The organism is Photobacterium salinisoli, from assembly GCF_003614885.1.
In the GTDB taxonomy this organism is placed as follows: Bacteria; Pseudomonadota; Gammaproteobacteria; order Enterobacterales; family Vibrionaceae; genus Photobacterium; species Photobacterium salinisoli.
On record NZ_QZMS01000016.1, the window covers coordinates 44,767 to 61,006 of the forward strand.

Sequence of the window (16,240 nt, forward strand, 5' to 3'; positions counted from 1 at the left end):
ATCACCAGCTCAAGGAGAGTAACGATGGCCGGCGCAAAAGAGATACGTAACAAGATCGGTAGTGTTAAAAACACTCAGAAGATCACTAAAGCGATGGAGATGGTTGCTGCGTCTAAAATGCGTAAATCGCAAGACGCTATGGAATCATCACGTCCATACGCACAAACAATGCGCAAAGTGATCGGTCATATCGCCCTTGGTAGCCTCGAATATAAGCATCCTTATTTAGAGGAGCGTGAGGCCAAGCGCGTAGGTTACATCATTGTTTCAACTGACCGTGGTCTGTGTGGCGGTTTGAACGTGAACCTGTTCAAACAAGCCATTGCAGGGATGAAGTCATGGTCAGATCAGGGAGCTGAGGTTGAACTGGCGCTGATTGGTGCTAAAGCCACAGCTTTCTTTAACAACTACGGTGGCCGTGTAGCGGCTCAGGTAACAGGTTTGGGCGACAAGCCTTCTGTTGATGAGCTGATCGGTACCGTAGGTGTGATGCTGAAGAAATATGATGAGGGCCAGCTGGACCGTTTGTATCTGGTGTACAACAAGTTTGTTAACACCATGATTCAAGAGCCAGTGATCGATCAATTGCTGCCTTTGCCTAAGTCAGAAGACGAAGAAATGAAACGCAGCCATGCTTGGGACTACATTTATGAGCCTGAGCCTAAACCTCTGCTGGATACCTTACTGGTTCGCTATGTCGAATCTCAGGTCTATCAGGGTGTGGTCGAAAACCTTGCCTGTGAGCAAGCGGCCCGAATGGTTGCGATGAAAGCGGCAACGGATAACGCAGGTAATCTGATTGACGAACTGCAACTTGTGTATAACAAAGCCCGTCAGGCTGCGATTACACAAGAGCTGTCGGAAATCGTCTCCGGTGCATCCGCTGTTTAAGGCAAAGAATTAATAAGTTTAGAGGATTAACGATGGCTACAGGTAAGATCGTACAGATCATCGGTGCGGTAGTCGACGTAGAGTTTCCACAGGACTCTGTACCACAGGTATATGATGCCCTACACGTTGATGCCAAAGAAAAAGGTACCTTGGTACTGGAAGTTCAGCAGCAGCTGGGTGGCGGCGTAGTTCGTGGTATCGCCATGGGTAGTTCTGATGGTATGCGTCGTGGTCTGACTGTTGAAAATACAGGCCGACCAATTGAAGTACCGGTAGGTACAGCGACTCTGGGACGTATCATGAACGTTCTGGGTCAGCCTATTGACGAATGCGGTGAGATCGGTGAAGAAGAGCGTTACGCTATTCACCGTGCAGCACCAAGCTATGAAGAGCAGTCTAACACGGTTGAACTGCTGGAAACTGGCGTTAAAGTTATCGACCTGGTTTGTCCATTCGCTAAGGGTGGTAAAATCGGCCTGTTCGGTGGTGCGGGTGTAGGTAAGACCGTTAACATGATGGAACTTATCAACAACATCGCCCTGAAACACTCAGGTCTGTCGGTATTCGCCGGTGTGGGTGAGCGTACCCGTGAAGGTAACGACTTCTACTACGAGATGCAGGAAGCCGGGGTTGTAAACCTGGAAAATCCAGCAGAATCAAAAGTAGCAATGGTTTACGGTCAGATGAACGAGCCACCGGGTAACCGTCTGCGCGTTGCACTGACTGGTCTGACTATGGCTGAGAAGTTCCGTGATGAAGGCCGTGACGTACTGCTGTTCATCGATAACATCTATCGTTATACCTTGGCCGGTACTGAAGTATCAGCACTGCTGGGCCGTATGCCATCTGCGGTAGGTTACCAGCCTACTCTTGCAGAAGAGATGGGTGTACTTCAGGAGCGTATCACGTCGACTAAGACGGGTTCTATCACCTCTGTTCAGGCCGTTTACGTTCCTGCGGATGACTTGACTGACCCATCACCAGCGACCACGTTTGCTCACCTGGATGCGACAGTTGTACTGTCTCGTCAGATCGCTTCTCTGGGTCTGTACCCAGCGATCGACCCACTGGATTCTACTTCGCGTATGCTGGATCCTCTGGTAGTTGGTCAGGAGCACTATGACATTGCTCGTGGTGTACAAAGCACCCTGCAGCGTTATAAAGAGCTGAAAGACATCATCGCAATTCTGGGTATGGACGAGCTGTCTGAAGACGACAAGCAAACTGTTGCCCGTGCACGTAAGATTGAGCGTTTCCTAACTCAGCCTTACCACGTAGCACAGGTCTTCACTGGCGACCCTGGTATCTATGTTCCTCTGAAAGATACTCTGCGCAGCTTCAAAGGCCTGCTGGCTGGCGAATACGATGATATTCCAGAGCAGGCATTCATGTACTGCGGCGCGATCGAAGACGCACTGGAAAACGCGAAGAAGCTGTAAGCTGAACAGGAGGCGATATGGCAGCGATAACTTTCCATCTGGACGTAGTAAGCGCAGAAAAGAGTCTTTTCTCTGGTCGTGCTGAAAATATCCAGGTGACCGGTAGCGAAGGTGAACTGGGTATCCACGCAGGCCACACCCCGCTGCTGACCGCTATCACGCCAGGAATGGTTCGGATCGTTAAACAGAACGGTAGCGAGGAAGTCATTTACCTCTCCGGCGGTATGCTGGAAGTGCAGCCAGGTGCAGTCACTGTACTGGCTGATACTGCAATCCGTGGTGTTGATCTGGACACAGCCAAGGCTGAAGAAGCGAAACGTCAGGCTGAGGAGCGTATCCACAATCAGCATGGCGACATCGACTTCGCCCAAGCGGCCAGTGACCTGGCTAAAGCAATCGCCCAGCTTCGAGTGATCGAGCTGACCAGGCGTAAGCGTTAATCAGGTATCTGTGCAAAAAAGCGACCTTAGGGTCGCTTTTTTTTTGCCTGCGGGCAGCGGAATGGCTTGCGGTTGACGGTGAAACGCCCTGGATTAGTTCACAAAGCCGTGGTTTGTCTGTCTGTGCTGTGTCAATAATGATCGACAAAGACTTATATCGGACGCAACGAGCCGATACAATGCATCCAGATATCTACCACATTGATAAGAAGGGACACTGATTCATGAGCTTCAGCGCTGTGATCCTGGCCGCGGGTAAAGGTACCCGCATGTATTCTGCTCTGCCTAAAGTTTTGCATACTCTGGCAGGTAAGCCGATGGTAAAACACGTAATCGATACCTGTAGTGATTTGGGTGCCGCGAATATTCATCTGGTGTATGGCCATGGCGGCGATCTGATGCAGGCGCGCCTGGCAGAAGAATCAGTCAATTGGGTACTTCAGGCTGAGCAGCTTGGTACCGGTCATGCCGTGAATCAGGCATCGGGTGATTTTGGTGATGATGAGCAGGTATTGATTCTCTATGGCGATGTCCCCCTGATCAGTGGCGAGACGCTGGAAAATTTACTCCAAGCCCAGCCAGAAGGTGGTATTGGCCTGCTGACAGTGGTGCTGGATGATCCGAGCGGTTATGGCCGCATCGTGCGTGAAAATGAGGCCGTCGTTGCCATAGTGGAGCAAAAAGATGCCACGGAAGCGCAACAGCAAATTCGTGAAATCAACACAGGTGTGATGGTCGCCAATGGCGGTGATCTCAAGCGCTGGCTGAGCCAGCTGAAAAACGACAACGCGCAGGGTGAATATTATCTGACCGACGTGATTGCCATGGCTCATGCAGAAGGCCGTCATATCCAGGCTGTCCACCCGGCATTAGCGGTTGAAGTGGAAGGCGTGAATAACCGCCTGCAACTGGCGCGTCTGGAGCGTGCTTACCAGTCTCTTCAGGCTGAGCGTTTGCTGATGCAGGGCGTGATGCTGCGTGACCCGGCTCGTTTTGATTTACGCGGTACCCTGCAATGCGGCCAGGATGTCGAAATTGATGTCAATGTCATCATCGAAGGCCATGTTACCCTGGGCGACAATGTGGTGATCGGTGCGGGGTCGGTGCTGATCGACTGCGAAATCGATGATAACACCCTGGTGCGTCCTTACAGCATTATCGAAGGAGCGACGGTCGGTGAAGACTGTACTGTGGGGCCGTTTACCCGTCTGCGCCCGGGCGCTGAGCTGGTGGGGGATTCGCACGTCGGTAACTTTGTCGAAATGAAGCAATCTCGCCTCGGCAAAGGCTCTAAGGCCAGCCACCTGACGTATCTGGGCGATGCGCAAATCGGTGATCGGGTCAATATTGGCGCAGGCACCATCACCTGTAATTATGACGGTGCGAATAAGTTCCGCACTGAAATCGAAGACGATGTCTTCGTCGGTTCAGATACACAGCTGATCGCTCCGGTGAAAATCGGAAAGGGTGCCACTATCGGAGCTGGTGCGACGATCAACCGTGATGTGGGTGACGGTGAGTTAGTGATTACTCGCGCTCCGGCTCGCACAATTAAAGGCTGGAAGCGTCCGGAAAAGCAAAAGTAACCCGGAACGGCTCACAGACAGGCAGCGCTCAGGCGCTGCTTTTTTTTGCCGTAAACTATGCTTGCCGTACAGCTTATGAGCTCTCATCCTGGTATTTTCTTGATCTTGCTTCTTTTGGTTTGCTATATTTGGTTTCAGTTCGAAACTTAAATAATAAGTAAACCTTACATGTCGAAACGTAACACCCAGCAGAGACGCCATGCCATTGTCGCTCTGGTCAATGAACAGGGCGAGGTCAGTGTCGATGCGCTGGCGCAGCAATTTGCCACTTCCGAAGTAACTATCCGTAAAGATCTTGCTGCATTGGAAAAAGCCGGCCTGCTGCTGCGCCGTTATGGCGGCGCGATTGCCATGCCCTCAGAGATTGTGGCGGCGGGTCATGAACCGGAAGTTTCGATTCGAAAGCAAGCGATCGCTCAGGCAGCCGCCGCCCGTATCCGCGATCATAACCGCATTATCATAGACAGCGGCAGTACCACGGCCGCACTGATTGGTCTGCTCGGTGACAAGCAGGGCCTGATAGTGATGACCAACTCACTCAATGTCGCCAATGCCCTCAATGAGCTGGAAAACGAGCCGACCCTGCTGATGACGGGGGGCACCTGGGATCCGCATTCCGAAGCGTTTCAGGGCCAGGTCGCCGAGTCCGTTCTGCGCTCCTATGATTTTGACCAGCTGTTTATCGGTGCCGACGGTATTGATATCACTCGCGGTACCACCACCTTCAACGAATTGATCGGCCTGAGCCGGGTGATGGCAGAAGTCTCACGTGAAGTGGTGGTCATGGTCGAATCGAGCAAAATCGGACGCAAAATCCCAAATCTTGAACTGCCGTGGAACAGCATCAGCACCCTGATCACCGATGAGGGGCTGGATCCGGTTGCCAGGGCAGAAATCGAACAGCAAGGGGTGCAGGTGATCTGCGCCGCCGCCAAAGTATAAATCTTATTTTTTCAGGAGTATTTTCTATGTGTGGAATCGTCGGGGCGGTTGCCCAACGCGATGTGGCTGGCATTCTGATCGAAGGCTTGCGCCGACTGGAATACCGGGGTTACGACTCTGCCGGTGTGGCCGTGGTAGGCAGCGACAATGCCCTGCAGCGTGTTCGCCGCTTGGGTAAGGTGCAGGAGCTGGCTGATGCTGTAGCCGCCAACCCGCTGTCGGGCGGGACAGGCATTGCCCATACACGCTGGGCGACGCACGGTGAACCCTCCGAAGCCAATGCTCACCCTCATGTGTCCGGCGAGCATATCTCGATTGTTCATAACGGTATCATTGAAAATCACGAATCGCTGCGCGCTGTGCTCACTGAACGTGGGTATACCTTCGTGTCGCAGACAGATACCGAAGTCATTGCTCACCTGGTGGACTGGGAGTTGCGCAGCGCCGACAGTCTGCTGCAAGCGGTGCAAAATACTGTGTCTCAGCTCGAAGGTGCCTATGGCACCGTAGTGATGGACAGCCGTGATCCGAGCCGGATTGTGGTAGCCCGCTCCGGCAGTCCGCTGGTGATCGGCTATGGTGTTGATGAACATTTTGTCGCCTCCGACCAGCTGGCCCTGCTGCCAGTGACCCGCCGTTTTGCGTTCCTGGAAGAAGGGGATGTCGCGGAAGTGACCCGTTTTGACGTCAGCATCTTCGATAAGCATGGTGAGCCGGTTGAGCGCGAGATCAAAGAATCGGAAGTGTCGCACGATGCCGGTGACAAAGGTCAGTACCGCCATTACATGCTGAAAGAAATCTACGAACAGCCGGTAGCACTGCAACGTACCATGGAAGGCCGGCTGGCGAACGGTAAGGTGCTGGCATCCGCCTTTGGCGATAACGCCGAAGCCCTGCTGCAGAAAGTGAAACACGTTCAGATCATTGCGTGCGGCACCAGTTATCACGCCGGTCTGGTCGCGCGTTACTGGCTGGAGCAGTGGGCGGGCGTGTCCTGCAACGTCGAGATTGCCTCTGAGTTCCGTTACCGCAAATCACATGTCTATGAGAACAGTCTGCTGGTCACCCTGTCCCAGTCTGGCGAAACCGCCGATACCCTGGCTGCACTGCGTCTGGCGAAAGAAATGGGTTACATGGCCAGCCTGACTATCTGTAACGTGCCCGGCTCCTCGCTGGTGCGTGAATCTGATCTGGCCTACATGATGAAAGCCGGCGCGGAGATCGGTGTGGCGTCCACCAAAGCCTTTACCGTGCAGCTGGCTGGTTTGCTGATGCTGGTGGCGGCGATTGGCCGCGGTAAAACTATTGATGATGCGCTGGAAGCCAAGCTGGTGGCGGCACTGCAAAGCCTGCCGGCCAAAATTGAGCAGACGCTGGCCATGGCTGATGATATTGAAGCGCTGGCAGAAGATTTTGCCGACAAGCACCACGCCCTGTTCCTGGGCCGCGGCGAGCAGTCGCCGATTGCAATGGAAGGTGCGCTCAAGCTGAAAGAGATCTCCTACATCCATGCCGAAGCCTATGCCGCCGGTGAGCTCAAACACGGCCCGCTGGCCTTGATTGATGCCGACATGCCGGTGATTGTGGTGGCACCGAACAACGAGCTGCTGGAAAAACTGAAGTCGAATGTCGAAGAAGTGCGTGCCCGTGGCGGTCTGATGTATGTATTTGCCGATGTGAATGCCCACTTCGCCAGTGACGACACCATGACAGTGCTGAATGTACCGCATTGCGACGAGTTCATTGCCCCAATTCTCTACACCCTGCCGCTGCAGTTACTGTCGTACTATGTGGCGCTGATCAAAGGCACGGATGTTGACCAGCCGCGCAACCTGGCCAAATCGGTGACCGTAGAATAAGACACGGCTGTCTTAGCCCTGAGATAAAGGCGTCAATTGTGGCGCCTTTGTTCGTTTTGCCCCTCGCCCCTATTCCCAGCGTCTATGATCTAGTACAGAAGTGACGTTTTTTGTTTGCGAAATCAGATGCTTTGGTTGAATTCTTCCTGTTTTGCATTGCGCTTTGCAATCCCAAAATGTCGTCTTCTTTAAGCTCTTGATATTTTTATAAAAATAATAACACCTGAGTTGGCTGATTTTATGCTGACCTGTTTGGTCGGAACATATTGCAGTGGTGGAGGTATTGATGACAGATCCTAAAGCGACAATCGCCTCGCGGATCAAGGAAGCGCGAGAGTGGAAAGGCCTGACTCAGGTACACATGGCCCAGCAACTGGGGGTTGCCCGGCAAACTTATCTTGACCTGGAGACAGGTAAAACCGAACCGAAAGTACGTTTGCTGTCGGCGATTTCAGAAATCACTGAGCGGCCGCTGACCTGGTTCGTGTACGGGGACGAAGGATTAGAAATTCTGGAAAGCGAATATAAAGAAGAAATTGACCGCTTATTACAGTATTTCAGCCGCCTGCCCCATTCGGCCCGGAATGTGATTTTGCAGCAGAGTATCAATCTGGCCGGTTTCATGGCGGAATACACCCGGGCGCTGACCCAAAAAGATAAATCCTGACGGGGGTGAGAAAGGGAAGTGAAAAGGGACAAAGGTGAAAGAAAACAGCCCCGTTTTATGCGGGGCTGTGTCTTTCAGACCGGCTATCTTACCGGCTTACTGGTCTTGGCTTACTGGGCGAGGAAGAACTGGTAGGCCGGATTGTCGGTCTCGTCTTTCCACTGGTAACCCAGTTCACGCAGGTGGCTGGTGAAGGACAGCAGATCATGATCTTCGAGTTCAAAACCGCATAACACCCGGCCGTAGTCGGCACCGTGGTTACGGTAATTGAACAGGCTGATGTTCCAGTGGGTACCTAATGTGGTCAGGAACTTCAGCAGTGCTCCCGGGTATTCCGGAAATTCAAAGCTGTACAGACGCTCCTGCAGTGGCTTGGACGGGCGGCCGCCAATCATATAGCGCACATGCACTTTGGCCATTTCATCATCAGACAGATCCACCACCGGATAACCGCCTTTGCGCAGATCGGTAATGATGCTTTCCAGCTCGTCCTGTCCCTGCAGCAAACGGACACCGACAAACACATTGGCCAACGTGTCGTCATTGTAACGATAGTTGAACTCAGTCACTGCTCTGCCGCCCAGCAGGTGGCAGAAATCAAGAAACGCACCCGGCCGTTCCGGTACAGTGACGGCCAGCAAACCCTCACGTTTTTCACCCAGTTCGCAACGTTCAGACACATAACGCAAGCCATGGAAGTTGAGGTTGGCACCTGACAAAATCGAAGCCAGCTGCTGGCCTTGCAGCCGATGCTGCTCGCTGTATTTTTTCAGACCGGCCAGCGACAGTGCCCCTGACGGTTCGGCGATGGCGCGGGTATCTTCAAAAATGTCTTTCACTGCGGCGCAGATCTCGTCACTGCTGACCGTAATGACATCATCAAGATACTGCTGGCAAAGACGGAAGGTTTCGTCGCCGATACGTTTCACGGCCACACCGTCAGCAAACTGGCCAACCTGATCCAGAGTAACCGGCTCACCGGCATCAAGTGCGGCACGCAGGCAGGCGGAATCCTCGGCTTCGACACCTATCACCTTGATTTCCGGCATCAGCTGTTTGAGCAGCACCGACACCCCGGCAGCCAGGCCACCGCCGCCGACAGGCACGAACACATAGTTGAGATGGCCGTTTTGCTGGACCAGCTCAATCCCTATGGTGCCCTGCCCGGCAATCACTGCCGGGTGGTCGAACGGAGGAATAAAGGTGAATTGGTGCTCCTCAGCCAGTTCGATGGCGTACGTTTTGGCCTCATCAAAGTTGCTGCCATGCAGCACCACTTCGCCGCCGAAGCTTTTGACTGCTTCCACTTTGATGTCTGGGGTAGTACGCGGCATGACAATAACGGCTTTGACGTCCAGCTGGCGGGCTGACAAGGCCAGACCCTGCGCATGATTGCCCGCTGACGCCGCAATCACACCTGCCTGGCGTTGTGCAGCGCTCAGCTGAGACATCATGTTGTAAGCGCCACGAAGTTTGAATGAGTGCACTGGCTGGCGGTCTTCGCGCTTGATCTGGATGCGGTTCCCCAAACGCTTGGATAACCTTTCCATGTCCTGAAGCGGAGTGACCAGCGCCACTTCGTACACCGGGGCGCGCAGTGTTTCCCTTAAATAGTCAGCGCCGCTGAGAAACTCAGCAGCCCTGGCCTGTGTCACCTCACTCATCATACTTACCCTTCCAGTTTGGATTTGTCGCGGACTGCGCCTTTATCGGCACTGGTCGCCAGGTTGGCGTAGGCACGCAGGGCAAAGGAGACGCTGCGCTGACGGTCGACCGGTTTCCAGCCTCGCTGATCGGCGACAGCCCGGCGCTGGGCCAGGGTAGCATCGTCGACATTCAGCTCAATGCTGCGGTTAGGGATGTCGATAGTGATCAGATCCCCGTCTTCAATCAGGCCTATGGTGCCGCCATTGGCCGCTTCCGGTGACACGTGGCCGATCGACAGGCCGCTGGTACCGCCGGAGAAACGGCCATCTGTGATCAGGGCGCATTCTTTGCCCAGTCCCATCGATTTGAGGTAAGTGGTCGGATACAGCATTTCCTGCATGCCCGGGCCGCCTTTAGGGCCTTCATAACGGATCACCACCACATCACCGGCTTTGACTTTACCGCCGAGTATGCCTTCCACTGCGGTTTCCTGACTTTCGAACACCACAGCCGGGCCTTTGAAGGTCAGGCAGCTTTCATCAACGCCCGCGGTTTTCACGATACAGCCGTCGACGGCCATGTTGCCTGACAGAACGGCCAAACCGCCATCCTGACTGAAAGCGTGTGCTTTGCTGCGGATACAGCCGTTCTCGCGATCGTCATCCAGAGTGTCCCAGCGGCAGTCCTGTGAGAAAGCCTGAGTGGTACGGATACCGGCCGGGCCGGCGCGGAAGAAGGTGGCAACCTCCTCAGAATCGGTTTGTTTGATGTCGTAAAGAGCCAGCGCTTCTGACAGCGTCATGCCCAGTACGTTGGGAACGTCTGAATGCAGCAGGCCGGCGCGGTCCAGTTCACCCAGAATGCCGTATACGCCTCCGGCGCGGTGAACATCTTCCATGTGGTATTTCTGCGTCGACGGCGCCACTTTACACAGGTGAGGCACGCGGCGGGACATGCGGTCGATGTCTTCCATGGTGAAATCGATCTCGCCTTCCTGCGCTGCTGCCAGCAGGTGAAGCACAGTATTGGTCGACCCGCCCATGGCAATATCCAGCGCCATGGCATTTTCGAAGGCTTTCTTGCTGGCAATATTGCGCGGCAGCACGCTGTCGTCGTCCTGCTCGTAGTAACGCTTGGTCAGACCGACAATGCGCTGACCGGCGGTGATGAACAGCGCTTTACGATCGGCATGGGTGGCCAGGCATGAACCGTTACCCGGCTGGCTCAGGCCCAGGGCTTCGGTCAGGCAGTTCATCGAGTTGGCGGTGAACATACCCGAGCAGGAGCCGCAGGTCGGGCAGGCTGAGCGCTCGATCTGCTCGCTTTGCTCGTCAGAGACTTTAGGATCTGCGCCCTGGATCATGGCGTCTACCAGATCCAGTTTCAGGATCTGATCCGAGAGTTTGGTCTTACCGGCTTCCATCGGGCCGCCGGAGACGAAGATCACCGGAATATTGAGGCGCATGGACGCCATCAGCATGCCCGGGGTGATTTTATCGCAGTTGGAGATACAGACCATGGCGTCGGCACAGTGGGCATTGACCATGTATTCGACCGAGTCGGCAATCAGCTCGCGCGACGGCAGCGAATAGAGCATACCGCCGTGGCCCATGGCAATCCCGTCATCAACGGCAATGGTGTTGAATTCTTTGGCAATCCCACCGGCTTTCTCGATTTCAGCGGCAACCAGCTGACCCAGATCTTTCAGGTGTACATGACCCGGCACAAACTGGGTGAAGGAGTTGACGACGGCGATGATAGGTTTGCCAAAATCTTCATCTTTGACGCCGGTGGCACGCCACAGGGCGCGGGCACCCGCCATATTACGGCCGTGGGTGGTGGTGGCTGAACGGTACTTAGGCATAACGTGAAATTCCTTTTTTGGCCGCTGATGCCCGAAGGCACCAGCGGGGACATTGCTTCTCTTGCTGTTAAGTGTGGCTTATTTTGCCGGATATACAGGATCCAGCCAGCCCCACTTATCTTCAGTCTGGCCGTTGAACAGGCCAAAGAAGGCCGCTTGAATCTTTTCGGTGATCGGGCCGCGCTTGCCTTCGCCGACTGTGATCTGATCAACACTGCGTACCGGGACGATTTCCGCCGCGGTACCTGTCATGAAGACTTCATCGGCCAGATACAGGGCCTCGCGGGCGATGTTTTCTTCGCGGATCTCATAACCCATGTCTTTGGCCAGCGTAACTATGGCATCGCGGGTAATGCCCGGCAGAATGGCGCTGGTGGCTGGTGGGGTCGAAATCACCCCGTTACGGATCACAAAGATGTTTTCACCGGCCCCTTCGGAGAGGTAGCCGCGCACGTCCAGCGCAATCCCTTCGGCATAACCGTGTCGACGGGCTTCACCACCGACTAACAGGGAAGACAGGTAGTTACCGCCCGCTTTGGCGGCGGTCGGAATGGTATTTGGTGCAGCGCGGTTCCAGCTCGACACCATGGCATCGACACCGTTGGCCAGCGCTTCTTCACCCAGGTAAGAGCCCCAGGAGAACGCGGCGATGATCAGATCCATTTCCGTGCCGTTTGGCGGACAGACGCCCAGACCGACGTTAGGCACATAGCCGAGCGGACGGATATAGGCAGAATTGAGTTTGTTGGCGCGCAGGGTTTCGCGGCAGGCTTCCATCAGCTCATCGACAGTATAAGGGATCGGGAAGCGGTAGATCTTGGCAGAATCTTTCAGTCGGGCCATGTGCTCACGGTGACGGAAGACCACAGGTCCGTTTGGCGTCTCGTAGCAGCGAATGCCTTCGAATACGGAAGTACCGTAGTGCATCGCGTGAGTCAGTACGTGTACTTTCGCGTCTGCCCAAGGCACCATGTCGCCATTGAACCAAATGTAATCTGCTGTGTTTGCCATTGTGTAATCCTTTCGTTATGCGCTGATTTGTTGTTTTTGTTGTTGCTCTAAAATGGTGACGCCGTTGACATCCCACAGTTTGTCCAACTGGTGATAGAGGGCACTGATGGGACGCTCGCTGTCTACCGTGACTTCAATGTCGACGGACTGACAATCTTCACTATGCGCCATTGAAAACTGTTTTACCATGAATCCGCGATGGCGTGTGATTCTTAGAACACGTTCCAGTAATTCCGGACGGCTGGTGGCTTGGATAGTCAGGGTGTGCTGGGTCATACAGGTTCCTCCATCATGTCGTGGTTGGCACCACCGGGTGGAACCAGCGGCCAGACGTTATCAGCTTCAGAAATGGCAACGTGCAGCAGGTAGGCTGTCTCGCTGGCCAGCAGGGTATCCAGCGCAGGACCGACTTGATCTTTGCGCGTAATGGTCTGGCCCGGGATGCCGAAGGCACTGGCCAGGGTGACGAAATCCGGGTTATCGGACAGGTTGGTTTCGCTGTAGCGGCCGTCAAAGAACAGCTCCTGCCACTGGCGCACCATGCCCAGACGCTGGTTGTCCAACAGCACAATTTTGACCGGCAGACCGAGACGGCGAATAGTGCCCAGTTCCTGTACATTCATCATGAAAGAGCCGTCGCCCGATACCAGGATAGACTGATCGTCCGGACGGGACAGCTTGGCGCCGATAGCGGCCGGCAGGCCGAAGCCCATAGTGCCGAGCCCGGCTGAGGTCAGCAGGTTTTGCGGCTGTCTATGGGCCATATGCTGCGCGACCCACATCTGGTGCTGGCCGACATCGGTACTGATGACGGTCTGATCGTCCATCTTTTCGGAAAGTTGTTTCAGCAGCAGTGGTGCGTAAATCCGCTCGCCCGGGTGATCATAGCGCCAGCCGTTATCTGCCATCAGGCTGGTAACGCGCTGTTGCCACGGCGCCAGTGACATCGGACGGGCCAGTTGTGGCAGCACGTCACTGATGTCGCAACGCAAAGCGGCATGCGCCTGGCGCAGTTTGCCCAGCTCGGCCGGATCGATATCTAAATGAACCACTTTGGCATGGGGCGCGAAGGTATCCAGTTTGCCGGTCACCCTGTCATCGAAACGGGCACCGACCGCGATCAGCAAATCGGCTTCCTGTACTGCCAGGTTGGCAGCTTTAGTGCCGTGCATCCCCAGCATACCCAGGTGGTAGGGGTAGTTTTTCTCAACACAGCCCAGCCCTTTCAGGGTTGAGACTGCTGGCATTTGCGTGAGATCGAGAAACTCACGGACGCTCGCAACGGCATCTGCCAGTTGTACCCCGCCACCGACATAAAGAATAGGACGCTGGCTGTCCGCAATAAGCTGCTGGGCCAGGGCAAATTGTGCAGGATCGGTCTCGGGTAAAGCAGGTAACTCGTGCAGTGGGGCAAGCGGGTGTTCGATGGCGGCAACTTGTACGTCTTTGGCGATATCTACCAGTACCGGGCCGGGCCGGCCGCTCTGTGCCACTTCGAAGGCCTCGCTCAGTACTGCGGGCAAATCTGCCGGATCAGTGACCAGAAAACTGTGCTTGGTGCACGACAGTGACATTCCCAGCACATCGACTTCCTGGAACGCGTCAGTGCCTATCATAGGGCTGGCGACCTGACCTGTGATAGCCACTAACGGGATGGAGTCCAGCATAGCGTCGGCCAGTCCGGTGATCAGGTTGGTGGCGCCCGGCCCAGAGGTGGCCAGGCAAACGCCTATGCCTTTGCTGGCTCTGGCATAACCGATAGCGGCGATGGCGGCACCCTGCTCGTGGCGGCACAGCACGTGCCTGACACCGCCGTCGTACAAGGCATCGTAAATCGGCATGATGGCACCGCCCGGATATCCGAAGACTGTGCTCACCCCCTGTTGTTTCAAGGCTTCTACTACTAACTCTGCGCCTGTCATCATGGCTCCCTGTTTCTTGATGACCTCTGCCAGTGCTGCGGTTTATTGGAATAGTGCAGTCTTTCTGACATCAGGTATGAAAAAAGCCCCCGGACCTTGTCGGTGCGGGGGCTTTTTCTGCGTGTGTTTGCGTATGTGCTATTTTACGCCTGCCAGCCCCCGTCGCGGTGAAATAATCACCACGATGACGTTAATAATGAGGACCAGTAGGTTGACGTTTAATAGCATTGACTTGTCTGTCCAAAATTCTTGTTTATGTGTTGTGCGCCCTTAGTCTTAACACAGACATTCGTCGCATGACAAGAAATTTGTTGTGGTTATTTTCAATCCGTCTTGGATATCTTGCGTACATTGTGCTGATAAAACGTATTTATCCAGTGATATGGCAGTTAATTAATTTATTGAGGGGGTGAAAATGACGCTGGCGATAGTGCACAGCAGGGCTTGTGTCGGAGTGGATGCGCCGGCGGTTACGATAGAGGTTCACCTCAGTAATGGTCTACCGGCGGTCAATCTGGTGGGATTACCTGAGACCACAGTGAAGGAAGCCAGAGACAGAGTCAGAAGTGCGATAGTGAATGCCAATTTCGAATTTCCGTCGCGGCGGATCACTGTCAATCTGGCTCCGGCCGATCTGCCTAAAGAAGGCGGGCGTTTTGATTTGCCCATTGCGCTGGGCATTTTGGCCGCATCGGGCCAGATCCCCGACACTAAGCTGCACGATCATGAATTTTTGGGTGAATTGGCTCTGTCTGGCGAGTTACGTTCCGTCAAGGGCGCATTGCCGGCGGCGCTGGCCGCCAAACAGGTCAAGCGTTGCCTGGTGCTGCCCGATGCCAATGGTGATCAGGCAGCGCTGGTCGGCAGAGACATACACAAATCCGCAGCCAGCTTGCTGGCCGTGTGTGCCTATCTGTGTGGTCAGGAAGCGCTGTCGCTGCATTGTCGCGCACCCGGTCAGGCGGTGCCGACGGCCAACGGCCGCGATATGCAGGACATCATAGGCCAGCAGCAGGGCAAAAGGGCACTGGAGATCGCCGCGGCAGGCGGTCACAACTTATTGTTCGTCGGCCCGCCCGGCACCGGCAAGACCATGCTGGCCTCGCGGTTGTGCGATTTGCTGCCTGAGATGGATGTCGAGGAGGCACTGGAAACCGCCGCCATCACCTCCCTGACCGCTCAGTCGCTCCATGCCGGCAACTGGCGCCACCGTCCGTTTCGCGCCCCGCACCATTCCAGCTCGATGGCGGCGCTGGTAGGCGGCGGCTCCATCCCCCGCCCCGGTGAAATTTCACTGGCCCATAACGGCATTCTGTTTTTAGATGAAATGCCGGAGTTTGAGCGCAAAGTGCTGGATTCTTTGCGTGAACCGCTGGAATCTGGCGAGATCGTGATTTCCCGTGCCACCAGCAAAACCACCTTTCCGGCGCGGTTTCAGCTTATTGGCGCTCTCAATCCCAGCCCGACCGGTTACTACGAAGGCAGCCAGACCCGCACCAATCCGCAGGCGATACTGCGCTATCTGGGGCGTTTGTCCGGCCCTTTGCTGGACAGGTTTGATATGTCGATTGAGATCCCTGCCCTGCCCCGAGGCACGCTGGCTCAGGGCGGTGACAGAGGGGAAACCACAGGGGTGATCAAAGAACGGGTGCAGGAAGCGCGGGACCGGATGCACAGCCGCGGCGGCAAGATCAACGCCCTGCTCGGTACCCGCGAACTGGACCAGCACTGCGCGCTGACCAAAGCCGACGCCGAGTTCCTCGAAACCGCCCTGCACCAGCTCGGCCTGTCGATCCGCGCCTATCACCGGATCATCAAAGTCGCCCGCACCATCGCCGATCTGGCCGGCAAACCCGACATTGAACGGGCCCATCTGGCTGAAGCCTTAGGCTACCGTGCCATGGATCGCCTGCTGAAGCAGATCACCAGCCAGGTGGTGTGATTATCTGGGAGAGAATAAACGCTGTGTAAA

13 protein-coding genes are annotated in these 16,240 nt (G+C 55.1%); 8 read left to right on the forward strand and 5 right to left on the reverse strand.

Going from position 1 to position 16,240, the window contains the following annotated elements; genetic code table 11:
- Window positions 1-24: 24 nt before the first annotated feature.
- The 7 genes from atpG to D6M16_RS21155 all read left to right on the forward strand — a co-directional run bounded on the left by atpG (window position 25) and on the right by D6M16_RS21155 (window position 7,824).
- Entirely contained in the window at window positions 25-891 is an 867-nt protein-coding gene (gene atpG, locus D6M16_RS21125) for a F0F1 ATP synthase subunit gamma (RefSeq protein ID WP_120513857.1), read from the forward strand.
- Window positions 892-923: 32 nt separating this feature from the next.
- Entirely contained in the window at window positions 924-2,330 is a 1,407-nt protein-coding gene (gene atpD, locus D6M16_RS21130) for a F0F1 ATP synthase subunit beta (RefSeq protein WP_120513858.1), read from the forward strand.
- Window positions 2,331-2,347: 17 nt separating this feature from the next.
- On the forward strand, window positions 2,348-2,770 hold the full coding sequence (locus D6M16_RS21135) for a F0F1 ATP synthase subunit epsilon (protein ID WP_120513859.1): 423 nt from the start codon (window positions 2,348-2,350) through the stop codon (window positions 2,768-2,770).
- A 224-nt stretch (window positions 2,771-2,994) separates the two neighbouring features.
- A complete protein-coding gene (gene glmU / locus D6M16_RS21140; protein WP_120513860.1) occupies window positions 2,995-4,356 on the forward strand; it encodes a bifunctional UDP-N-acetylglucosamine diphosphorylase/glucosamine-1-phosphate N-acetyltransferase GlmU in 1,362 nt (453 codons plus the stop codon).
- 168 nt (window positions 4,357-4,524) lie between these two features.
- The gene (locus D6M16_RS21145) at window positions 4,525-5,298 is read left to right on the forward strand and encodes a DeoR/GlpR family DNA-binding transcription regulator (protein WP_120513861.1); all 774 of its coding nucleotides are present in this window, start codon (window positions 4,525-4,527) and stop codon (window positions 5,296-5,298) included.
- A gap of 26 nt (window positions 5,299-5,324) precedes the next feature.
- Window positions 5,325-7,157 (forward strand): glutamine--fructose-6-phosphate transaminase (isomerizing), encoded by a 1,833-nt coding sequence (gene glmS, locus D6M16_RS21150; protein WP_120513862.1) that lies wholly within the window; start codon window positions 5,325-5,327, stop codon window positions 7,155-7,157.
- 286 nt (window positions 7,158-7,443) lie between these two features.
- Entirely contained in the window at window positions 7,444-7,824 is a 381-nt protein-coding gene (locus D6M16_RS21155) for a helix-turn-helix transcriptional regulator (RefSeq protein ID WP_120513863.1), read from the forward strand.
- Between the two features lie 110 nt (window positions 7,825-7,934).
- On the opposite strand, the gene ilvA is transcribed toward D6M16_RS21155, so the two are convergent.
- The 5 genes from ilvA to ilvG form a co-directional block, all read right to left on the reverse strand.
- Window positions 7,935-9,488: a threonine ammonia-lyase, biosynthetic gene (gene ilvA / locus D6M16_RS21160; protein WP_120513894.1), complete on the reverse strand. Its 1,554-nt coding sequence runs from the start codon at window positions 9,486-9,488 to the stop codon at window positions 7,935-7,937.
- A 5-nt stretch (window positions 9,489-9,493) separates the two neighbouring features.
- A complete protein-coding gene (gene ilvD / locus D6M16_RS21165; RefSeq protein WP_120513864.1) occupies window positions 9,494-11,335 on the reverse strand; it encodes a dihydroxy-acid dehydratase in 1,842 nt (613 codons plus the stop codon).
- Between the two features lie 78 nt (window positions 11,336-11,413).
- Window positions 11,414-12,346 carry a branched-chain amino acid transaminase gene (locus tag D6M16_RS21170; protein ID WP_120513865.1) on the reverse strand — a complete coding sequence of 311 codons (933 nt, stop codon included), beginning with the start codon at window positions 12,344-12,346 and terminating at the stop codon, window positions 11,414-11,416.
- Window positions 12,347-12,361: 15 nt separating this feature from the next.
- A complete protein-coding gene (gene ilvM / locus D6M16_RS21175; RefSeq protein ID WP_027251721.1) occupies window positions 12,362-12,622 on the reverse strand; it encodes an acetolactate synthase 2 small subunit in 261 nt (86 codons plus the stop codon).
- Window positions 12,619-14,268 (reverse strand): acetolactate synthase 2 catalytic subunit, encoded by a 1,650-nt coding sequence (gene ilvG, locus D6M16_RS21180; protein ID WP_120513866.1) that lies wholly within the window; start codon window positions 14,266-14,268, stop codon window positions 12,619-12,621. Before ilvG ends, ilvM begins: the two co-directional genes overlap by 4 nt.
- A gap of 415 nt (window positions 14,269-14,683) precedes the next feature.
- On the opposite strand from ilvG, the gene D6M16_RS21185 reads away from it, so the two are divergent.
- Window positions 14,684-16,210, forward strand: a complete 1,527-nt coding sequence (locus tag D6M16_RS21185) for a YifB family Mg chelatase-like AAA ATPase (protein WP_120513867.1) — start codon at window positions 14,684-14,686, stop codon at window positions 16,208-16,210.
- The last annotated feature ends 30 nt before the right edge of the window (window positions 16,211-16,240 follow it).